Origin of the sequence: Mesorhizobium sp. M0894 (assembly GCF_040319725.1) — a bacterium.
Lineage (GTDB): Bacteria > Pseudomonadota > Alphaproteobacteria > Rhizobiales > Rhizobiaceae > Mesorhizobium.
This window is the reverse complement of record NZ_JAMYOG010000005.1, coordinates 60,926-82,139: the sequence shown is the minus strand read 5'-3', so window position 1 is coordinate 82,139 and position 21,214 is coordinate 60,926. Positions and strand designations below refer to the sequence as shown.

The 21,214-nt window shown below is 62.4% G+C and carries 22 protein-coding genes and 1 pseudogene; 10 read left to right on the top strand and 13 right to left on the bottom strand.

The features are described from left to right. Positions 1 to 110: 110 nt before the first annotated feature. Positions 111 to 839: a DsbA family protein gene (locus tag NKH91_RS11845; RefSeq protein WP_352483701.1), complete on the bottom strand. Its 729-nt coding sequence runs from the start codon at positions 837 to 839 to the stop codon at positions 111 to 113. Positions 840 to 968: 129 nt separating this feature from the next. Continuing rightward, positions 969 to 1,469, bottom strand: coding sequence for a DUF721 domain-containing protein (locus NKH91_RS11840; RefSeq protein ID WP_352483702.1), 501 nt, complete (start codon positions 1,467 to 1,469; stop codon positions 969 to 971). 56 nt (positions 1,470 to 1,525) lie between these two features. On the opposite strand from NKH91_RS11840, the gene mutY reads away from it, so the two are divergent. After that, positions 1,526 to 2,638 (top strand): A/G-specific adenine glycosylase, encoded by a 1,113-nt coding sequence (mutY, locus tag NKH91_RS11835; RefSeq protein ID WP_023716943.1) that lies wholly within the window; start codon positions 1,526 to 1,528, stop codon positions 2,636 to 2,638. Between the two features lie 11 nt (positions 2,639 to 2,649). After that, positions 2,650 to 3,261 carry an HAD family hydrolase gene (locus NKH91_RS11830; protein WP_023716942.1) on the top strand — a complete coding sequence of 204 codons (612 nt, stop codon included), beginning with the start codon at positions 2,650 to 2,652 and terminating at the stop codon, positions 3,259 to 3,261. A gap of 65 nt (positions 3,262 to 3,326) precedes the next feature. Here the strand turns inward: NKH91_RS11830 and NKH91_RS11825 are convergent, their stop codons facing one another. Then, a complete protein-coding gene (locus NKH91_RS11825; protein ID WP_023716941.1) occupies positions 3,327 to 4,460 on the bottom strand; it encodes a site-specific DNA-methyltransferase in 1,134 nt (377 codons plus the stop codon). 180 nt (positions 4,461 to 4,640) lie between these two features. Between NKH91_RS11825 and NKH91_RS11820 the strand changes: the two genes are divergently transcribed. Next, a complete protein-coding gene (locus tag NKH91_RS11820) occupies positions 4,641 to 5,330 on the top strand; it encodes an HAD family hydrolase (RefSeq protein WP_352884916.1) in 690 nt (229 codons plus the stop codon). A 38-nt stretch (positions 5,331 to 5,368) separates the two neighbouring features. On the opposite strand, the gene NKH91_RS11815 is transcribed toward NKH91_RS11820, so the two are convergent. Beyond that, the gene (locus tag NKH91_RS11815; protein WP_352483704.1) at positions 5,369 to 6,073 is read right to left on the bottom strand and encodes a hypothetical protein; all 705 of its coding nucleotides are present in this window, start codon (positions 6,071 to 6,073) and stop codon (positions 5,369 to 5,371) included. A gap of 127 nt (positions 6,074 to 6,200) precedes the next feature. On the opposite strand from NKH91_RS11815, the gene thrC reads away from it, so the two are divergent. From thrC to NKH91_RS11795, 4 genes are read left to right on the top strand one after another with little or no spacing between them, the layout of a single operon-like run. Next, complete coding sequence (gene thrC, locus NKH91_RS11810; protein WP_352483705.1) at positions 6,201 to 7,598, top strand: threonine synthase; 1,398 nt, start codon at positions 6,201 to 6,203, stop codon at positions 7,596 to 7,598. 14 nt (positions 7,599 to 7,612) lie between these two features. Then, positions 7,613 to 8,905: a M16 family metallopeptidase gene (locus tag NKH91_RS11805; protein WP_023716937.1), complete on the top strand. Its 1,293-nt coding sequence runs from the start codon at positions 7,613 to 7,615 to the stop codon at positions 8,903 to 8,905. 15 nt (positions 8,906 to 8,920) lie between these two features. After that, a complete protein-coding gene (locus tag NKH91_RS11800) occupies positions 8,921 to 9,517 on the top strand; it encodes a GNAT family N-acetyltransferase (RefSeq protein ID WP_023716936.1) in 597 nt (198 codons plus the stop codon). A gap of 2 nt (positions 9,518 to 9,519) precedes the next feature. Further along, positions 9,520 to 12,408 (top strand): EAL domain-containing protein, encoded by a 2,889-nt coding sequence (locus NKH91_RS11795; protein WP_023716935.1) that lies wholly within the window; start codon positions 9,520 to 9,522, stop codon positions 12,406 to 12,408. A 23-nt stretch (positions 12,409 to 12,431) separates the two neighbouring features. On the opposite strand, the gene NKH91_RS11790 is transcribed toward NKH91_RS11795, so the two are convergent. Then, positions 12,432 to 13,040: a YqgE/AlgH family protein gene (locus tag NKH91_RS11790; protein WP_023716934.1), complete on the bottom strand. Its 609-nt coding sequence runs from the start codon at positions 13,038 to 13,040 to the stop codon at positions 12,432 to 12,434. Between the two features lie 147 nt (positions 13,041 to 13,187). On the opposite strand from NKH91_RS11790, the gene NKH91_RS11785 reads away from it, so the two are divergent. The 3 genes from NKH91_RS11785 (at position 13,188) to NKH91_RS11775 (ending at position 15,204) form a co-directional block, all read left to right on the top strand. Beyond that, positions 13,188 to 13,994: a protein-disulfide reductase DsbD domain-containing protein gene (locus NKH91_RS11785; RefSeq protein WP_023716933.1), complete on the top strand. Its 807-nt coding sequence runs from the start codon at positions 13,188 to 13,190 to the stop codon at positions 13,992 to 13,994. An 83-nt stretch (positions 13,995 to 14,077) separates the two neighbouring features. Continuing rightward, positions 14,078 to 14,578, top strand: a complete 501-nt coding sequence (locus NKH91_RS11780) for a peroxiredoxin (RefSeq protein ID WP_023716932.1) — start codon at positions 14,078 to 14,080, stop codon at positions 14,576 to 14,578. 146 nt (positions 14,579 to 14,724) lie between these two features. Then, positions 14,725 to 15,204, top strand: coding sequence for a DUF2938 domain-containing protein (locus NKH91_RS11775; protein ID WP_352483706.1), 480 nt, complete (start codon positions 14,725 to 14,727; stop codon positions 15,202 to 15,204). A 5-nt stretch (positions 15,205 to 15,209) separates the two neighbouring features. Here NKH91_RS11775 and NKH91_RS11770 read toward each other — a convergent pair. The 8 genes and pseudogenes from NKH91_RS11770 to NKH91_RS11735 form a co-directional block, all read right to left on the bottom strand. Then, positions 15,210 to 15,802, bottom strand: a pseudogene (locus NKH91_RS11770) (histidine phosphatase family protein). Between the two features lie 42 nt (positions 15,803 to 15,844). Next, entirely contained in the window at positions 15,845 to 16,372 is a 528-nt protein-coding gene (rnhA, locus tag NKH91_RS11765) for a ribonuclease HI (protein WP_352483707.1), read from the bottom strand. Then, positions 16,369 to 17,331 carry a homoserine kinase gene (locus NKH91_RS11760; protein ID WP_023716928.1) on the bottom strand — a complete coding sequence of 321 codons (963 nt, stop codon included), beginning with the start codon at positions 17,329 to 17,331 and terminating at the stop codon, positions 16,369 to 16,371. The genes rnhA and NKH91_RS11760 overlap by 4 nt, the downstream gene beginning before the upstream one ends. 5 nt (positions 17,332 to 17,336) lie before the next feature. Then, the gene (gene ispH, locus NKH91_RS11755; protein ID WP_352884913.1) at positions 17,337 to 18,341 is read right to left on the bottom strand and encodes a 4-hydroxy-3-methylbut-2-enyl diphosphate reductase; all 1,005 of its coding nucleotides are present in this window, start codon (positions 18,339 to 18,341) and stop codon (positions 17,337 to 17,339) included. 107 nt (positions 18,342 to 18,448) lie between these two features. Next, entirely contained in the window at positions 18,449 to 19,204 is a 756-nt protein-coding gene (locus NKH91_RS11750) for an SURF1 family protein (RefSeq protein WP_352483708.1), read from the bottom strand. Then, the gene (locus NKH91_RS11745; RefSeq protein ID WP_023716925.1) at positions 19,201 to 19,587 is read right to left on the bottom strand and encodes a DUF983 domain-containing protein; all 387 of its coding nucleotides are present in this window, start codon (positions 19,585 to 19,587) and stop codon (positions 19,201 to 19,203) included. Before NKH91_RS11745 ends, NKH91_RS11750 begins: the two co-directional genes overlap by 4 nt. Positions 19,588 to 19,698: 111 nt before the next feature. Then, on the bottom strand, positions 19,699 to 20,580 hold the full coding sequence (locus NKH91_RS11740; protein WP_023716924.1) for a cytochrome c oxidase subunit 3: 882 nt from the start codon (positions 20,578 to 20,580) through the stop codon (positions 19,699 to 19,701). Between the two features lies 1 nt (position 20,581). After that, positions 20,582 to 21,214, bottom strand: a complete 633-nt coding sequence (locus NKH91_RS11735; protein WP_352589015.1) for a cytochrome c oxidase assembly protein — start codon at positions 21,212 to 21,214, stop codon at positions 20,582 to 20,584.

The following is a 21,214-nucleotide window of genomic DNA, read 5'->3' as shown; positions in this document are numbered from 1 at the left end:
GACCCATAGCCAAGTTTCGCAAAACTGTTCCGCGGTTTTGCAAGGAGAACCAGCGGCAAGACAAAGAAGTGCGCACGCCGAAGCGCAGCCGCTTCGGCGCTGCCGAAACGTCAGAGCAGAGGGTCGATGATGGCCGACATTTCCGCAATCGACATCGCCCCTTTGTAGGTCTTTCCGTTGATGAAAAAGGTCGGTGTGGAATCGACCTTGAATTCGTCGGCGCCGCGCTTCTGGACGGATCTCACATCGTCCAGAAGCTTCTGGTCCGTCAAGCAGGCCTCGAAGGACTCCTGTGTAAAACCGGCAAGCTTGGCGATTTGCAGCAGTGCGTCCTTGGTATTGTTCACACCAACCCAGTTCGCCTGCTGCCTGAACAGCACGTCGACCATCGGGAAATAGTTGTCCTTGGAGCAGCGCGCCAGCATGAAACCGGCCTCGGCGCTGGGGTCGAACGGAAATTCGCGCAGGATGTAACGGGCCTTGCCGGTGTCGATATATTTCGTCTTCAGCTCCGGAAAAGTGGTCTCGGCGAAATGCGCGCAATGCGGGCAGGTCATCGATGCATATTCAACGATGGTGACCTTTGCGTCGTCCTTGCCGAGCTGCATGTCGGGCAGCGCGCTGGGCTTCAACAAGGCTGCCATATCCACCGTGCCCTGAGCTTCAGGCGCTTTGGCGGCGGCTGGCGCGGCCGGCTTCGCAGGTTCCGCCGGAGCCGCAGGCTTCACATCCTGCGCCTCGGCTTTCTCGCCGGAATCGCTGCAGGCGGCAAGCAGCGCCACCGCTGGTATGGCGGCGAGCGACGACAAGAGATTTCTGCGGGACAAGGAACGGATCATACGAATCACCTGGCAATAGTTGGATTTTGCAATGCAAAGGCTACAAAAAGCGAGAGTTGGCGCGAATTAAGGCATTGCCACCCCTATTCCAATCGGCAAATTCGAGCATGCCATCACGATAGCGCGAGATTACGGCTTCCTTTGGCCTAGAATGGTGGCGCCAAGCCGCTCCAGCGAGGCGCGCAGCCCGTCGTCCTCGATCAAACCGACAGTGCCCGACAGCTTCGCCTTCTCGGCCACGGTCAGCGGCCGCAAAATGGGTTTCGGCTTTTCCTTGCCACTCATTACCGGTTTCTGCACGATCCTGATCCGGCCGATCGCATTGAAGCCGAGAAACGCATTGACCCGGTTGATGATCTCGCCGGTCTCGTGCTGCAGATGCAGTGCCGCCACACCCTCGCAGGCAATCACCAGCACCGCCGGCTCGAACGGATCGTCCTCGTGCATGCGGCGTGGCCACTGGATCTTTTCCGGGCGCGAGCGGCCGGCAAGCCGCGGCCCGGCAATCTCTTCCCACGACTGAACCAGCCCGATCGACATGCCGGCCCGCTTGCGCAGCACCGGGTCGAGGATCTCGGTTGCGAGATCGCTCACCGGAACGGGATTGCCGAAGGGCCTTTTCCCTGCCATGTGCGTTCTCCAGTCACCAGCTTCAGCACCAGTGGATTAGGGCCGACCCTCGATCAATGGCACTGCACGACCAGACCCGCAAGGCCGTATCCGGAGACAATGGCGAGATCGCGTTCCGGCTGCTTGGCTGGTACGACGCGCATCACCGCGACCTGCCCTGGCGCGTTCCGCCGCGCCCGCTGGCAGGCGGCGCGCAGCCCGATCCCTATCTGGTCTGGCTTTCCGAGGTGATGCTGCAGCAAACCACGGTCGAGGCGGTAAAATCCTATTTCCGGGCGTTCGTGCAGAAGTGGCCAACTGTCGAGGCACTGGCGGCGGCACCGATCGAAGACGTCATGAAGGCCTGGGCCGGGCTCGGCTATTATTCTCGCGCCCGCAACCTCAAGGCTTGCGCCGATCTCGTCGCGCGGCTAGGCGGCCGCTTTCCGGACAGTGAGACCGGCTTGAAGGAACTGCCCGGTATCGGCGCCTATACGGCAGCGGCGATCGCGGCGATCGCCTTCGACCGACCAGCCGCGGTCGTCGACGGCAATGTCGAACGGGTAGTCTCACGGCTGTTTTCGATCGCCACGCCGCTGGGCGAAGCCAAGAGCGAGATACGCAGCCATGTCGAGCACATGGTTCCCGGGACAAGGCCCGGCGACTTCGCGCAGGCGATGATGGACCTGGGCGCGACGATCTGCACACCGCGCCGGCCCCGCTGCGTGCTTTGCCCCGTCAGGCAGGATTGCAGCGCCACAATCTCGGGCGATCCCGAGCGCTTTCCGGTCCGCCTGCCCAAGGCCGAGAAACCCTTGCGCCGCGGCGCCGCTTTCGTCGCCGTCAGGGGCGACGGCGCCGTGCTTTTGCGCAAGCGCGTCGAAAAAGGCCTGCTGGGCGGCATGACCGAAGTGCCGACGACCGGCTGGACCGCGCGCATCGACGGCGCCACAACGGAAGCGGCAGCCCCGTTCCCCGGCGACTGGCGGCAGGCCGGACGCATCGGCCATGTCTTTACCCATTTTGCGCTCGAACTCGACGTGTTCAAGGCGGAGACCGACAGCGCCGCCCCGCCCGGGCATTTCTGGTCGCTGGCCCATGAAATTTCCGGGGAAGCGCTGCCGAGCGTCATGAAAAAGGTAATCGAAGCGGCGATACCGGGCGCGACGAAGAAGCAGCGGCCGCATTGAAAGAGAGAAGAATGTCCGAAATCCGCCACATCGTTTTCGACATCGGCAAAGTGCTGATCCACTATGATCCGAACCTGCCCTTCAGCCGCTTGATCCCCGATCCAGACGAACGGAAATGGTTCTTCGACAATGTCTGCACGCATGATTGGAACATCGAGCAGGATCGCGGCCGGACCTGGGAAGAGGCAGAGACGCTCCTGATCGCCCAGTACCCGGATCACGAACAGAATATCCGCAATTTCCGCCGCCATTGGCACGAAATGGCACCGCATGCCTATAATGACAGCGTAGCCATCATGGAGCGCCTGATCGACACTGGCCATGACGTGACGCTGCTGACCAACTGGGCTGACGATACGTTCCGCGAAGCGCGCGACCGCTTTCCGTTCCTGGAGCGCCCGCGCGGCATCACCGTGTCAGCCGAGATCGGGCTAATCAAGCCGGATCGCGCCATCTATGATCACCACGTCACCGCGTTCGGCCTCGAACCGTCAGCCACGCTATTCATCGACGACAGCCAGAAAAATGTCGACGGCGCCAAGGCGGCCGGCTGGCAGTCGGTGCTGTTCACCGATGCAAAGACGCTCAGGGCGGACCTTGCGCGTCTTGGGATCAAGGTGTGATTTGAATCGCTTCCAGGGACTGGCTGAGCCTTCGCATTAACTGATCTGTCGCAACTCAGAAACCGTCAGGCCCCTGCCCGTTCCATGCCTAGCCGCGCAATGCGGCGAAGCTCGTCAATCGGGGTCAGGCCTCCGCTGCGCTCATAATGCCAGAAGGTCCATCCGTTGCAGGCGTCCAGCCCCTGTACCTCAGCGCCGATCTTGTGGATCGACCCGGCACTGTCGCCGATCGCCAGCGTGCCGTCGGCACGCACCTTGGCCGCCCAACGCTTCTTGGCGTCGTAGAGCGTAGCGCCGGGTGCCACCAGGCCATTGTCGAGCAGCGTGACGAAGGCAACGCGCGGCTCGGCGCGCTTGCCGGTCAGCACTGTCAAATTGGCGCCGTCCAGCGGCCGGACCGCATCGATGCGTTCCATGGCGGCATCGATATAGGCTTGCTCACGCTCGATGCCGACGAAGTGGCGGCCAAGCCGTTTGGCCACCGCACCGGTGGTTCCTGAACCGAAGAAGGGATCGAGCACGATGTCGCCGGGCCTGGTCGATGCCGTCATGACGCGGGCAAGCAACGCTTCCGGCTTCTGCGTCGGATGCAATTTGTCGCCATTGTCGTTCTTCAGGCGCTCGCCGCCGGTGCAGATCGGAAACAGCCAGTCGGAGCGCATCTGAATGTCGTCGTTCGATGCCTTCAGCGCCTCGTAGTTGAAGGTGTAACCTTTGCCCTTCTGGTCGCGCGATGCCCAGATCATCGTCTCATGCGCGTTCTGGAAGCGACGGCCACGGAAATTGGGCATTGGATTGGTCTTGCGCCAGACGACGTCATTGAGGATCCAGAAGCCCAGGTCCTGCATCTTGGCGCCGACCCTGAAAATATTGTGGTAGGAGCCGATGACCCAGATCGTGCCGTTGGGCTTCAACACGCGGCGCGCCGCCAGCAGCCAGGCGCGGGTGAAGGCGTCGTAGGCCTCAAAACTGTCGAACTGGTCCCAATGGTCGTCGACGGCATCGACCTTGGATTGGTCGGGCCGGTGCAGATCGCCATCGAGCTGCAGATTGTAAGGCGGATCGGCAAAGATCACGTCGATCGATTTTTCCGGCAGCCGTTCCAGCGCGGCCACGCAGTCGCCCTTCAGGATCGTATCCAGCCACTCGGATTGCTGGGGAGCATCGGAAAGCTCGTCGAGAAGACGCACGGCAGACATTATGACACCCAAGGCACGCGTTACTGTTTACTGTCCGTTATGGTTACCGATCAGCGTAAATATTCAGTGAAGCATACTGCCGAATTTGCGAAGCCCGGCCTGTTGGTGTATGCCGCGCCGCCTGAGCCGTTTGGACCAAAGGCCTCTTGGCATTCCCTTCATCCCGCTTTCCGGATCACCATGCCCCAGCCAGACCTTGTCATCTTCGATTGCGACGGCGTGCTCGTCAATTCCGAAATCATCGCCGCACGCATCGATGCCGAGCTTTTGACCTCGGCCGGCTATGAGATATCGGCGGAGGAGATTTCCGAGGTCTATGCCGGGCTGACTTTCAGGGACATCATGATGCGGGTCGAGGAAAAGTCCCGGATCCCGTTCCAGGCCTCCCTGATCGACAAGGAGGAACAGCTGGTCGATCGCCGGCTGCGCAGCGACGTGCGTGCCATCGACGGGGCGCACGAGGCTGTCGCCGCGGTAATGGTGCCGCGCTGCGTCTGTTCGAATTCGCGTTCGGAGCGGATCGAATTCATGCTGGAGAAGGTGCAGCTTTTGCCGTTCTTTGCCGGCCGTATCTTTTCGTCGCTGGAAACGCCGACCGGGAAAACCAAGCCGGCGCCGGACGTGTTCCGGTTCGCCGCGGAAAAGCTCAAGGCCGATCCTGCGAACACCTTCGTCATCGAGGATTCCGTGCATGGCGTCACCGGCGCCAAGACGGCGGGAATGCGCGTCATCGGCTTCACCGGCGCGGCGCACAGCTATCCCGGCCACGCCGATGCGCTGACCGAAGCCGGTGCCGAAACGGTCATCCGCCGCTGGGCGGAACTGAAAAGCGTGATCGCCGCGCTGTCGGAATGGTCGGCGGACGCCTGAGAGGCCGCCTCCAACCGCCGTGGCGCGAATGCACCGGCTCAGTTGGTCGCGGCGGCTTTCTTCTTCTTCGGCTTGTCCGACGCCCCTTTCGGAGCGCCCTCGTCATACCCGGCAAATGCCTGGTAGTCCCGCGCCGTCGGCTCCGGAACGACGACGTTGGAATCGGTGAAGACGAACTGCGTGGCACTCGAGGGATCGGTAACCTGGACCTGATAGGAGTGAAGCTGCGAATAGAGAACTTCGGTGCCGTGCATCACCGCGATACGGATCGGCATGGTGATGGTACCGGGGGCGAACATCGGACCAGGCACGACCTTGCCGGCAACGGCTATCTTCATCGACAAGGAGCCGTTGGCGCGGCTGCAGTCGCGGGTCACATCGGTGATCGAAGCCTGATAGATGATCTTGGCGGAATCGTCCGGCTGATCGACGCCTGCCGCGTCCGCTGCCGGCTGGGCGGCTTGGGCATCCTCGGCGGCAACATCGGTTTTTTTCTTCGGCTTCGGACCGCTCTTGGCGTAGATATTGAAGAAGGCGGTGCCGTCACGCAACGTCACTTTCGGGCAATAGGCCTGCAGCTGGCTGGAAAGCACCTTGGGGTCGGGTGGCGGTGGTGGCGTCGTATCCTTCTTGCCGAAGCCGAGAATGCTATTGTCGCTCGATTGGCAGCCTGCGGCAGCAAGCATAAAGCCGGTGAGCGCCAGACCCGCGACAAAACGACCGTTGAATGAATGAAACGCCATGAACTGCACTTCCCTCTCGCAAAGCCGGTGACGTATATCAACCGCGCGGCAAAAATGCGACTGAGCCAGCGCAGAAATCCACCACCTTACGGCGGGCGAAGATTCCCGCAGCAATGGAAACGTGACGATGCAATATGTGAGTACCCGCGGGGAAGCGCCCGCGCTTGGATTCTCCGACGCGGTGCTGGCCGGGCTGGCCCGCGACGGCGGGCTCTATCTGCCGAGCGCCTGGCCGCATTTTTCCGCAGCAGAGGTCCGCGCCATGCGCGGCCTTGCCTATCCCGATCTTGCAATCCGCGTGCTGTCGCCGTTCCTCGGTGGCGAGATCGCGGCGCCGGTGTTCGAACGGCTGGTGCGCGAAGCCTATGCGACCTTCCGCCATGAGGCCGTCTGCCCGCTGGTGCAGAGCGGGCCGAACAGCTTCGTGCTCGAGTTGTTCCACGGCCCGACGCTCGCGTTCAAGGACGTGGCGATGCAGCTTCTTGCGCGGCTGATGGACCATGTGCTGGCCGAGCGCGACCAGCGCGCCACCATTGTCGGCGCCACTTCCGGCGACACCGGAGGGGCCGCCATCGATGCCTTTGCCGGGCGCAACCGCACCGACATCTTCGTGCTTTTCCCGCACGGCCGCGTCTCGCCGGTGCAGCAGCGGCAGATGACGACGTCGACCGCCGCAAACGTCCAAGCATTGGCGATCGAAGGCAATTTCGACGACTGCCAAGGCCTGGTGAAGGACATGTTCAACGACCACGGTTTTCGCGACCGGGTGTCGCTATCCGGCGTCAATTCGATCAATTGGGCCCGCATCATGGCCCAGATCGTCTATTATTTCTCCTCCGCGCTGTCGCTTGGCGCGCCCGACAGGCCGGTTTCCTTCACGGTGCCGACCGGCAATTTCGGCGACATTTTCGCCGGCTACGCCGCCAAGAAGATGGGATTGCCGATCGAGCGGCTGATCATCGCCACGAACGACAACGATATTCTGGCGCGCACGCTGGCGACCGGCGAATACCGCATGAAAGGGGTCTTTTCGACCACGTCGCCCTCGATGGACATCCAGGTGTCTTCGAACTTCGAACGCTTGCTGTTCGAGGCGTCCGGCCGCGATGCCTCGACCGTGCGGCGCTACATGGACGGGCTCAAGCAGTCCGGCGCCTTCACCATCGAGGCCGGCGAAATCGCCAAGATCCGCTCCGAATTCGACGCCGGCCGCGCCACCATGGGCGAGGTCGCCGCCACAATCCGCACCACACTTGCGGCGAGTGGCTATCTGCTCGACCCGCATACCGCCGCAGCCGTGCATGTGGCCACCGGCAAAGCCGCCGGTGAGGTGCCAATGGTGGTGCTGGGCACTGCGCACCCGGCAAAGTTTCCGGCGGCCGTCGAAGCCGCCAGCGGCGTGTCGCCTGCCCTCCCCGCATGGCTGGGCGGGTTGATGAGCGCCGAGGAAAAATACACGGTACTTCCATCCGACCTGAAAATGGTGGAAGATTATGTCGGCCGCCACACGCGGGCGGCGCGTTAGGGAGTAATTGCCATATGGGTGTTGAGGTAAGCCGTCTGTCGAACGGCCTGACAGTCGCCACCGAAACCCTTCCAAGCCTCGAATCTGTTGCCCTTGGTGCCTGGGTCAAGTCGGGCGCACGCAACGAGCGTGACGAAGAGCACGGAATGGCGCATTTGCTCGAGCACATGGCTTTCAAGGGCACCAGGCGGCGAAGCGCCTTCGAGATCGCCTCGGAGATCGAGGACGTCGGCGGCGAGATCAATGCCGCGACCAGCGTCGAGACGACCTCCTATTATGCAAGGGTTCTGAGCGACGATGTGCCGCTGGCGGTCGATATCCTTTCCGACATCCTGCAGGACTCCGAATTCGATCCGCAGGAGCTGGAGCGCGAACAGCATGTGATTCTGCAGGAGATCGGCGCCGCGCACGATACGCCCGACGATGTCGTTTTCGATCACTTTACCGAGACCGCCTTCCGCCACCAGACCATCGGCCGCTCGATTCTCGGCACGCCGGAAACCGTCAAATCCTTCACTTCGAAGCAACTGCACGACTTCATCGAACGGCAATACGGCGCCGAGAACATGGTGATGGTGGCAGCCGGCGACATCAAGCACGACGATTTCGTGCGCGAGGTCGAAAAGCGTCTCGGCGGCTTCCGCGGCAAGGCCGACGGCACCATCCCGCAATATGCGCAATATGTCGGCGGCGATTTTCGCGAAGACCGCGACCTGATGGACGCCCAGATCGTGCTGGGTTTCGAGGGCCGTGCCTATCACGTCCGCGATTTCTATGCCTCTCAGGTCCTGTCGATGATCCTCGGCGGCGGCATGTCGTCGCGGCTTTTCCAGGAAGTCCGCGAAAAACGCGGCCTGTGCTATTCGGTCTATGCCTTCCATTGGGGTTTTTCCGACACCGGCGTCTTCGGGGTCCATGCGGCAACCGGACAAAGCGATATCGCCGAGCTGGTGCCTGTGATCATCGACGAGCTGCAAAAGGCCGGCGAAAACATCCTGCAGGAGGAGCTCGACCGGGCGCGTGCCCAATACCGCGCCGGGCTGATCATGTCGGCCGAGAGCCCGGCCAGCCGCGCCTCGCAGATCGCCAGGCAGTTGCTTCTGTTCGGCAGGCCGATCGCCAAGGAAGAGCTGATGGAGCGGCTGTCGGCGCTGACGGTCAAGCGGCTGACGGATCTGTCGTCGCGGCTTTTTTCGACGAAGCCGACGCTTACAGCCGTCGGGCCGGTGGGTACGCTCGCGCCCTATGAAGCGATCCTCGATTCGCTTTCGGGCTCGCAGACCACTGCCCGTAAGCTTGCCGTCTAAGCTTATTCGAGCGTCGTGTTCGCGCTCCCTTTCTTTCGCCGCGACCTGCCGGCACTGAAGGGCGACCTTGTCACGCTGCGTGTGCCGCTGACCAACGACTATCGCGAGTGGTCGGTGCTGCGCGGCGAAAGCCGTGCCTTCCTTGAGCCGTGGGAGCCGCGATGGACCCCTGACGAGCTCGACCGCACCGCATGGCGGCATCGTATCGGCCGCTACCGCGAGGACTATGCGCAGGGGACGGCGATCGCCTTCTTCATCTTCGAGAAAAGCAGCGGCAAGCTTGCCGGCGGTATCACCCTCGGCAATATCCGCCACGGGGTCGCCCAAAGCGGCCATATCGGCTACTGGATCGGCGAGCGCTTCAGCGGACGCGGCCTGATGACCGATGCCGTCAAGGTGGTGACGCGTTTCGCCTTCGAAACGCTGCGGTTGCACCGGATCGAAGCTGCCTGTATCCCCGATAACGCCCGGTCGATCCGCGTGCTTGAAAAAGCCGGATTCCGGCGCGAAGGACTGCTACGATCCTATCTCAGGATCAACGGCATCTGGCAGGACCATTACCTATACGCCCGAATCGCGGACGATCCGCCGGGCGTTGGAACAAAGGGCTGATTTTGACGAATTTTCTGCGCAACGGGTCGCTGCTTGCCCTTATGCTGGCGGCAATCGTCACGCTCTGCGCGGCATCCTCGGCGTTTGCGGTCGAACCGATCAAGATTGCCCGCGACGACGTGGCGCTCGACCTTTCGGGTGCCGTTGAAATCTACCGCAACCAGGGCGAGAATTTCCAGGTCTCAACGGCACCCGGCCCGGACGGCATCGTGCGGCGAATCGAGGTCGAGGCCAATGACGCGCGCTCGACCGGCGACTGGGCGGTGTTCGCGCTCGCCAATACCACCGACCAGCAGCTCGACAGGCTGATTGTCGCACCGCATTTCCGGCTGGTGAATTCCGGCCTGTTCTGGCCGGATCTCGGCTCGACCCGTATCGCCGCGATCACGCCCAGCGAAGGCTTTGCGCTCGACCGCCAGACCAGCCCAGACGCCGACGTGTTCCGGGTGACGCTGAACCCCGGAACGGTGATTACCTTCATCGCCGAGCTCGCCTCGCCCAAGCTGCCGCAGGTCTATCTGTGGGACCCCGAATCCTACAAGGACTCCGTCAATTCCTACACGCTGTTTCGTGGCATCGTCATCGGCATCGCCGGCCTGCTGGCGCTGTTCCTGACCATTCTTTTCGTCGTCAAGGGGACCTCGATGTTCCCGGCGACGGCGGCCCTAGCCTGGGCGGTGCTTGCCTATATCTGCGTCGATTTCGGCTTTCTCAACAAGATCATAGAAATATCCCCGGGCAATGAGCAGATGTGGCGCGCCGGAACGGAGGTGGCGCTTGCGGCGACCTTCGTGGTGTTCCTGTTTGCCTATCTCAACCTCAACCGGTGGCACGGCCATTTCAGCTACGGCGCACTGGTCTGGATCCTCGGGCTGGTGCTGATCGCCGGCGTTGCCATCGTCGATCCGGCGGTTGCCGCCGGCATTGCCAGGCTGTCCTTCGCAGCCACCGCGCTGACCGGGCTCGGCCTGATCATCTTCCTCGGTATACGCGGTTACGACCGCGCCATCATGCTGGTGCCCAGTTGGGTGATGGTTCTGCTGTGGCTATGCGGATCGTGGATGGCAATCACCGGCATGCTGGACAACGATATCGCCCAGCCGGCGCTCGGCGGTGGGCTGATCCTCATCATCCTGCTGATCGGCTTCACCGTGATGCAGCACGCTTTTGCCGGCGGCGCCCTGCATCAGGGCCTGTTCTCCGACCTCGAGCGGCAGGCGTTGGCGGTTGCCGGATCGGGCGATACTGTGTGGGACTGGGACGTGCTGCGCGACCGCGTCGTCACTCGTCCCGACGTCAGCATTCAGCTCGGCCTTGCGCCGAACAGCCTCGGCGGCCCTGCCCGCAACTGGCTGCCGGTGCTGCATGCCGACGACCGCGACACGTTTCGCACGACGCTCGACGTGGTGCTCGAGCACCGGCGCGGCCGGGTGTCGCAAAACTTCCGCCTGCGCGGCGCCGACGGGCACTATCACTGGTTTTCGCTGCGTGCCCGGCCGGTGATCGGCTCGGACGGCGAGGTCATCCGCTGCGTCGGCACCATGGTCGACGTGACGGAGCAGAAGAAATCCGAGGAACGGCTGCTGCACGACGCCGTGCACGACAATCTGACCGGCTTGCCCAACCGCGAGCTGTTCATGAACCGGCTGGAGGCGATCATCTCGATCGCCCGTACCGAAGAGAAGGTGCGCCCGACCGTCTTCGTCATCGACATCGACCGCTTCAAGCAGGTCAATGACGGGCTCGGCATCTCGGCCGGCGACACCATCCTTTTGACCATCGCGCGGCGGCTGCACCGGCTGCTCAAGCCGAAGGATTCGCTGTCGCGATTTGCCGGCGACCAGTTCGCGCTGATGCTTTTGTCGGAGCAGGATCCGGCTCGCATCGCGGCCATTGCCGATGCCATCAAGCACGCCATCAACAACCCGATCACCTTCGCCAAGCGCGAGATCGTGCTGACCGCCTCGATCGGGCTGATCACCTGGACCTCCACGCAGACCTCGGCTGAGGACATGGTCAAGGACGCCGAGCTTGCCATGCATCAAGCCAAGCGCTTCGGCGGCGACAGGATCGAGCCGTTCCGGCCAGCCTTCCGCACCGTCGGCACCGACCGGCTGCAGTTCGAGTCCGATCTGCGCCGCGCTATCGAACGACGCGAATTCACGCTTGCCTACCAGCCAATCGTGCGGCTGGAGGACGGCAGCGTTGCCGGCTTCGAAGCGCTGCTGCGCTGGGACCATCCGCGTCGCGGCATGATCCCGCCGGCGGATTTCATCCCGGTCGCCGAAAACTGCGGCCTGATCGTGCAGCTTGGCCTGTTTGCCATGCAACAGGCTGCCGAAGACCTGGCAGGATGGCAAAAGCAGATCGGCGATGCGCCGCTGTCGGTCTCGGTCAATCTGTCCAGCCGTCAGCTCATCCGCCGCGACCTGGTCAGCGACGTCCGCTCGGTGATCGCGCGGGCCAATCTGAAACCGCGCTGCTTCCGGCTCGAACTCACCGAATCGCTGGTGATGGACAATCCCGAGCAGACCGCCCATGTGCTGACCAAGCTGAAGCAGCTTGGCATCGGCCTGTCGCTGGACGATTTCGGCACCGGCTATTCATCGCTGGCCTATCTGACGCGCTTTCCATTCGACACCATCAAGATCGACAAGAGCTTCGTCGACGACGCGACGCCGAAACGCGCGGTGCTGCTCAAATCCATGGTCAACATGGCGCATGAACTCGGCCTGTCGGTTGTCGCCGAAGGCATTTCGGACGAGAGCGATGCGCTGGAGTTGCGGCAGATGGGCTGCGAATACGTGCAGAGTTTCATGTTCGGAGCGCCGATGCCGGGCGACCAGGTGCTGAAGACGCTGAAGGAACAGTATCCGCTCACTCAGGCGTGACAAATTTCGGGACGTAATGAGGTTCAGGCGTGACCGGCAGCCAGGCTGAGATGCGCGAGATCGATGCCGATCGAGGCAAGGATCCGGTCGTATTTGCGGTCGATGTCGGCGTCGAACAGAAGCTCGGCACTAGCCGGGCAAGTCAGCCAGCCATTCTCGACGATCTCGTTTTCAAGCTGACCCGCACCCCAGCCGGCATAGCCGAGCGCCATCAGAGCCCGCCGGGGTCCGCGGCCGGAGGAGATGGCGCGCAATATGTCGACGGTCGCAGTCAGGCAGACGTCGTCGGACACGGCGAGCGAGGATTCCACCCGGTAGTCGCCCGAATGCAGGACGAAGCCGCGGCTGCGATCCACCGGTCCGCCATTGCGCACGACGAAGTCGCGCGCCGGCGGCGGCAGGCGAATTGCCTCCAGTTCGTTCATGATGCCGAGTTGCACGAGCAGGTCCGGAAACAGCATCTGCTGCGTCTGGTTGATGATCAACCCCATCGCGCCTTCGTCGCTGTGCGCGCAAATGTAGATGACGGAGCGCGTGAAGCGGTCGTCCTTCATGCCGGGCATGGCAATCAGGAACTGGTCGTCGAGAAAGCCGGGTCCTGCGGCCGTCTTTTTATGACGCAACAAATCCATGACCACAGCGTAACGCGTTTCCAGGGCGCCGAAAAGATGGGCGGCGCCCGATTTGATCAGGCTCTTAAGTCAAAGGTCACGCAAATATGATGCCGGCGGCGTCATGAAATCATTGTGCGGCCATCAATAGACGATCAAATCATCGCCATGCAAAGCTTGAAAATCCTGCTGCTTGGCGTGGCCATTGGGTCGGCGACCTGCCTCCCCGCCTCAGCCTCCTCGTCGGCCTGGTACAATAGCGAAGGCGGCCGGGTGCGGCTGGTGACGAGCGGCAAAGCCGACGAGGCCGGGCGTCTCCAAGGTGTCCTCGACATTGCGCTGAAGCCAGGCTGGAAGACCTATTGGCGCGATCCGGGCGATGCGGGCGTGCCGCCACAGATCGACATCTCGGCCAGCACCAACATTGCCGACGCGACGCTTTCGTTTCCGCCGCCGCAGCGCCACGATGACGGCTATGGCAAATGGGCCGGCTACGACCACCCGGTTTCATTGCCGGTGACGTTCACGCTTGCTGCACCCGGCCAGCCGGCCGTCATCGATGCGGACATCTTCCTCGGCATTTGCGAAACCATCTGCATCCCGGTGCAGACAAGGCTGACCATCGATCCCGGCGCCGATCCCGACAACGCCGAGGATGCGGCACTGGTCAAGGCAGGCCTTGCAACTCTGCCCGCCACGGCAACGCCCGATTTCGGAATAAACGTACTGCCGGGCGATCACGAAACCCTGATTGTCGAAGCGAGCTTTCCGGGCACTCCCGAGGCCGCCGACTTCTTCGTTGCCGGCGAACGCGACTACATGTTCGGTGCCCCGACCCGCAGCGAAAAGGATGGCAAGCTGATCTTTACGGTGCCGATCCTCGACAGGCCGTCGACAACGCCAACCGATGGCGGCCTTCACTACACACTGACAAGTGCCGCTGGCGCGGTCGAAGGCCTGCTGCCTTTTCCGTGATGCCAACGTCTGGACGGTTGCCGGGCGCGCCTTAGTTCGCTATCGCAAGGACACTCCCTTTCCATTCTCAAGCGAGGACCATCATGACGATCTCCGTTGGCGACAAACTGCCGGGTGCGACCTTCAAGACAATGACCGCCGACGGTGCAAAGCCGATCACGACGGGCGAGATATTCTCAGGAAAGACGGTCGTGCTGTTTGGCGTTCCAGGCGCTTTCACGCCGACCTGCAGCAATAATCACCTGCCGGGCTACCTGGATAATTACGACGCCATCCTGGCGCGCGGCGTCGACACTATCGCCGTCGTCTCGGTCAACGATGTTCACGTCATGGGAGCCTGGGCTCGCTTCAGCGGCGGTGAAGGCAAAATACTTTATCTTGCCGATGGCAATGGCGATTTCGCCAAATCGGTCGGCCTCGACGCCGACCTCTCCAGCGGCGGCATGGGGCTGCGCTCGAGGCGTTTTTCGATGATCGTCGATGACGGCAAGGTCACCGCACTCAATGTCGAGACAAAGCCCGGCGTCGACGAGTCCGGTGCGGCTCACATTCTCGGACAGCTTTCCGTCTTGGCGACAGCCTAGGCCAGGGATGACAAAGGGCGCCTTCGAGCGCTACGCGTTCAAAGGATGCCGCCTTTTCATCGGCGCATGATCCTTCCGAAAGCCGACCCGGTTTTCGGGGCCATGCGTCGGCGCTTCGGGACTGCTTGCTTTTGGGGACCTCGGTTATGTCTGACATCTTTTGGCGCGCTGTCGCGATCGGTATCGGCGCAACCGCGCTTATGGATATCTGGGCGATTTTCCTGAACAAGGCGTTTGCTCAGCCGCGGCCGAACTGGGGGCTGGTCGGCCGCTGGGTCTGGCATCTCAGGGAAGGCAAGGTCTTCCATGACGACATTGGCGAGGCCTCGCCCTATGCGCATGAATCTGCACTTGGCTGGGCCTTTCATTATGCTGTCGGCATCGTCTACGGCATCATACTGGTCGTGCTGGCCGGAACGGCCTGGCTCACCGCGCCGACCTTCCTGCCGGCCTTTATCCTCGGCATCGTCACCGTCGGCGCCGGTTGGTTTCTGCTGGCGCCCGGCATGGGTGCCGGCTGGGCCGCTTCGAAGCGCCCCAATCCAATGCAGGTCCGCGCCCTCAATCTGGTGTCGCACACGGTGTTCGCGCTCGGACTGTTCGGCACCGCCCTGCTCATCCGATAGCCAAGTCAGCCGTCGCGGCGCTGCGCCGGCCTGTCGATCGGCTGCCATCCATGGATAACGCGACGCGCACCGCTATCGTATGCGAAGTAGTTCCCGCCGCCCGCTGGCTGATCCGCCTCGCGGCTGATTTCCCGACCGCTCAAAGAGAGCAGCAGGAGCGTTCCGACACCTCCGTGACCTATGAATGCGACGTCGACAGCGGCGTCGGTGCCTAGCACAGTGTCTACCTCGCTTAGAATACGACGCTGGGCATCGATAGCTCGCTCCCATCCACGAATGCTGCTGTTTGGATTGGCGAAGAATTGGTCGGCGACCGCTCGAACTCGGAAGGCGGCAGGAAACCGGTTGCCGATCGGTCATTCTCATGCATCCCTTCCCTCACCTCGATCGCAAGGCGGAGATGCCTTCCGAGTATCTCGGCGGTTTCTATCGCCTTGCGTTCACCCGATGACACGATCCGCCGAATCGACCCAACCCACGGCTGATCGAGCATTGCCGATGTTCTCGCTCGCCCGACGTCGGATAGTCCCCATTCCGCCACTGGAACGTTGGCATCGACCTGAACCTGGGGATGCGTGATGTAGTATGCGATCGGCATGATAGAGCTCTTCCTGCCAGAGAGCGGACCCGCAGCCGGAATTCAATAGCTTTGGGTCGAGCGCCGCGCCTTTGTGGTCGTCGGCTGCTTTGACTGCGAACCTGGTACTGGTGCCACAGTCTTGACGAGCCCTTTCTTGAATGGCGCCATGCCGAGCCGCGCCAATTCGTCGGCGCGCTCGTTCTCGGGATGGCCGGCATGGCCCTTGACCCAATGCCAGGTGACCTGATGGCGGTTACGCGCTGCATCGAGCTGCTGCCACAGCTCGGCATTCTTCACCGGCTGCCTGGCGGCCGTCTTCCAGCCGTTGCGCTTCCAGCCGTCGATCCAGCTGAAAATACCGTCCTTGACATAGTTGCTGTCGGTATAAAGATCGACGGCGCAGGGCTCCTTGAGCGCATTAAGCGCCGAGATGGCCGCCAACAGTTCCATACGGTTGTTGGTGGTGGCAGCCTCGCCGCCCGACAGTTCTTTCGTGACACCGTTGAAGCGCAAGACCGCGCCCCAGCCGCCAGGCCCGGGATTGCCCGAACAGGCACCATCGGTGAAGATTTCAACGCGCTTGGTCATGTTAGTCCATATTCGGAAGGAGAGTTGATCGCCCGATGGAAGCGCATCCGGCGGATATATTCGGTCGGGTCGCGTTTCATCACAAGCCCGCCGTCCGGGACCGTCAGCCAGTCGTAGAGCCGGGTCAGCATGAAGCGCAGCGCCGAACCGCGCGCCAGCATCGGCAGCGCCGCTTTCTCGTCGCTGCTCAGCGGCCGCACGCTTTGGTAGCCGGCAAGCAACGCCGTGCCCTTGGTCAGATTGAAGGAAAAATCCTTCTCGAAGCACCAGGCGTTGAGGCACGTGGCAACATCATAAGCGTAGAGGTCGTTGCAGGCGAAATAGAAGTCGATCAGCCCGGACAGTTTCTCGCCGAGGAAGAATACATTGTCCGGGAAAAGATCGGCATGGATGATGCCCTGCGGCAGACCGTTCGGCCAGTTCCGCTCGAAATCTGCGAAATCGGCATCGACCTCGGCCGCCAATCCCGGCTCGACCTCATCGGCGCGGGCGTGGGCGGCGTTCCACAGCTTGCGCCAGCCATCGATGGCAAGGGCGTTGGGGCGGGTCATCGGGAAATCCGCGCCGGCGAGATGCAGTGCCGCCAGAGCCTTGCCGACCTCGCCGCAATGCCCAGCTGTCGGCCGCCGCAGCGATAGACCCTCAAGGAAGGTGATGATGACCGCCGGCCGGCCGGCAAGCGTTCCGATCACACCGCCATCCTGCGCGGTGACCGGGAGCGGGCACGAAATGCCCTTTCTGGCGAGGTGGGCCATGAGGCCCAGAAAGAACGGCAGGTCAGCCTTGTCGACGCGCTTCTCGTAAAGCGTCAGTATGTAGGAGCCGCTGCTGGTGTGCAGCAGAAAATTCGAATTTTCGGTGCCTTCGGCGATGCCCTTGTAGGACAAGAGATCGCCGACCGGATAGTTCCTGAGGAACGCGCCGAGCTCGCCCTCATTGACGTCGGTGTAGACCGCCATCGTTGCTACGCAGCCCCGTTGACGAAGGCCATGTCGGCTGCCGTCAGTTCGACATCGCGCAACACCCGCATCACCGGAAAATCCTCCGTCTCCGTCGCCGTCACGGCCAACTCGATGGTTACGTCGAAGCGCTGCCGGAAGGCATCGACAATCTCGTCGACGATGATCTCCGGCGCCGAGGCGCCCGCCGACAGGCCGAGTGTCGAGATGCCGGCAATGTCATTCCACGGAATTTCGGAGGCGCGCTGCACGAGAAGCGACATCGAGGCGCCGGCGCGTTCGGCCACTTCGACAAGCCGCCGTGAGTTGGAGGAGTTAGGCGCACCGACGACCAGGAAGAGATCGGCGCCGGCCGCTGTTTCCTTGACCGCCTCCTGGCGATTGGTGGTGGCATAGCAGATCGATTCCGCCGCCGGCGCGTGCAACTCGGGAAAACGTTGCTGCAGGGCGCGGATGATGCCGGCGGTGTCCTCGACCGACAGCGTCGTCTGGGTGACGAAACCGAGCGCTCGCGGGTCTACGGGCACGAAGCTTGCGGCGTCGGCTTCGGTCTCGATCAGAGTGACCGCGCCATCCGGCAACTGGCCCATTGTGCCGATCACCTCAGGATGCCCGGCATGGCCGATCAAAAGCACGTGGCGGCCAAGCCGCTGATGGCGCATTGCCTGCTTGTGGACTTTCGAGACCAGCGGGCACGTCGCGTCGAGATAGAACAGGTTGCGGGACCGGGCGTCGGCCGGCACCGATTTCGGCACGCCATGCGCCGAAAAGACGACCGGGCTCTGGCGATGCTCGGGCGGGATCTCGGAGAGCTCCTCGATGAACACCGCGCCGAGGCTTTGCAGCCCTTCGACGACGTAGCGGTTGTGCACGATCTCGTGGCGGACATAAACCGGCGCGCCATATTTCTTGAGCGCCAGCACGACGATCTGGATGGCACGGTCAACGCCCGCACAGAAACCGCGCGGCTGGCAGAGCCGGATGGTCAGCGGTGGCTTTGTCTGAAGCATGATTGCATCTTACGCTGATTGTAGGCCGGTTGATCGGACTATGACTTCTGAGCTCAAGGCGCGAAATGAGGTGTGCGGCCCTGCCCTGTCAAGGGTAGTGGCGGCGATCATTGGTCTTTCGCCGGGCGGCGGAGCCAGGAGATCAGGACACCGGCAAGGGCGACGGCAAGGCCGTACCAGGTTATCGCATATTGCAGATGGCTGTTCGGCAGGTCGATGACGGTGACGCCGCCGACGGGCAGCCCGCCGGGGTTGGCGGCGGCGTTCGCATCGATGAAGATCGGCACCAGCGCCGCACCTGCCGGCAGGCCGGCGCTCGAGGCCATCGCGTCACGATCTTTCCAGTAGAAGATGTTCTTCTGCGGATCATTGTCGGGAAGCATCATCGAGGGCTTGGCCGGCAGCGGGTTGCGGGCGAGCCCCGTCACCGTCACTTTGCCCGTCACCTGCCCCTGCGGCCGCTTGGCGGGGTCCTTGAAATCGTAGGGCACGAAGCCGCGGTTGATCAGCACGAAACGGCCATCCTCGAGTTGCAGCGGCGTGAAGACATCGAAGCCGGACTGGCCTTCCCAGGTGGCGAGGAAATGCCGTTCGCCTTGATGCAGGAAAGTGCCGGTCACTATCACCGGCGTGTAGTCCACGTCTCCGGTGGCAGCAAACCGCTTTTCGACCTCGGCCAATGGCACAGGCGCCGAATGCGTGCGCTGGTCGATCGTCTGGAGAAGGCCCTCTTTCCAGTGCAGGCGCTGAACCTGCCAGGTGCCGAGCGCCAGCAGGATCAAAGACACGACGATACCCAGGCCGAGCGCCAATGCGCGTTTCGGCCGCGACCGGCCGGCCACCAAACCTGATGCCTCGCTCATTCGCCGCGGTCCAGCCGGCCCTCGGCCGCCTTGTTGCGGTATTGCAGCGTCAGCAGCACGCCCTTGATCAGCCTGAGCGCCGCCAGGCACAGCACCAGCGTCAGCGGAATCCACAGCAACAGATGCAGCCAGAGCGGCGGATTGAGCGTCACCTCCATCCACAGCGCCAGGCCGACGACGATGAAGCCGATGATCAGAATAACGAACACCGCCGGCCCGTCGCCGGCATCGGCGAAGGAATAATCGAGGCCGCAATTGGTACAGCGATCGCCGACTGTGAGGAACCCGGAGAACAGCTTGCCCTCGCCACAGCGGGGGCAGCGGCCATGCAGGCCGGCCGAGATCGGATCGATTGGTGGCCAGATCGCCTTGTCGTCGCTCATGGGGTCATCCTAGGAGCATTTGCCGCAAAAGATAAGGCGGCCACGTCGCCGCAGCCGCCTTGTCTATTTCCTCGGCCCCATTTTCCTCGGGCCCATTTCCTCGGGCCAATGTCAGTGCGGTTCGATCATTGCGCCGTTCGATGCCCAGACATAGATCGAGGCAAACAGGAATAGCCACACCACGTCGACGAAATGCCAGTACCAGGCGGCGGCCTCGAAGCCGAAATGCTGCTTGGGCGTGAAGTCGCCCTTCATGGCGCGGATCAGGCAGACCAGCAGGAAGATAGTGCCGATGATGACGTGGAAACCATGGAAGCCGGTCGCCATGAAGAAGGTGGCGCCGTAGATCGAATCCCTGAAGCCGAACGGCGCATGCATGTACTCGTAGGCCTGCACCATGGTGAACAGCATGCCGAGGCCGACGGTCAGCACCAAGCCATTGATCAGCCCTTTGCGGTCGCCGTGGATGAGCGAGTGGTGCGCCCAGGTCACCGTGGTGCCCGACAGGAGCAAGATGACGGTGTTGTAAAGCGGCAGATGGAAAGGGTCGAGAACTTCGAGGCCCTTGGGCGGCCAGACGCCGCCGGTGAAGGCGGTACGGGCATACTGATGGACCTCGCCGGGGAACAGGCTGGCGTCGAAGAAGGCCCAGAACCAGGCGACGAAGAACATCACCTCGGAGGCGATGAACATGATCATGCCGTAGCGCAGATGCAGCGACACGACACGAGTGTGGTGTCCCTCATGCGCTTCCTTGATCGTATCAGACCACCAGGCGAACATCGTGTAGATGACGATCAGCAGGCCGATGAAGAACAACCATGGATTGGCGATGTTGAAACCGAAGATGGGGAAATCGCCGCCCTTGAGATATTGCATGTAACAGACGCCGCCGATCGCGGTCACCAGCGCCCCGACGGAGCCCAGGAAAGGCCATGGGCTCGGGTCGACGAGGTGGTAGTCATGTTGTGGTTTTGCGTGTGCGTCTGCCATATCAACCCCCGAGGCTTGCTTCGGTATCTGAACTCTTGTTGCGGCGGCCGTCGGCCGGCACCGATGATGCGACCGGCTTGGTTTTTTCGACCGGGAACATCGTATAGGACAGGGTAATCGTCCTCAAATCCTTCAGTTCCGGCGCGTTGACGATCTCGGGATCGACATAGAACACGACCGGCATGTCCAACGTCTCGCCCGGCTTCAGCGTCGTGTCGGTGAAGCAGAAACACTCGACCTTGTTGAAGTAAGGTCCGGCCAGTTCAGGCTGTACATTGAAGGTGGCGCGTCCTGTGATGGGCCGGCTGAATTTGTTGGTCGCGCTGAAATGCGCCTCGGCTGTTTCGCCGATCTTGATGGTGATCGAGCGGGCGACCGGCTGGAATTGCCAGGGAATGCCGACGGTGTTGGCATCGAAGCGGATGGTGATGTCACGGTCGAGCACCCGATCGGCATATTGCTGGGTCGCCCGTTTAACGGTGCCGCCGTAGCCTGTCGCCTGGCAGAACATCGCGTAGAGCGGCACTGCGGCATAGGCCATGCCGATCATGCCGCCGAAGAACGCGATGCAGACGCCGGCGACGACGCGGTTCGTATTCTTCTTCGTAGGATCGGTGACTGTTTGCCTGGTCAT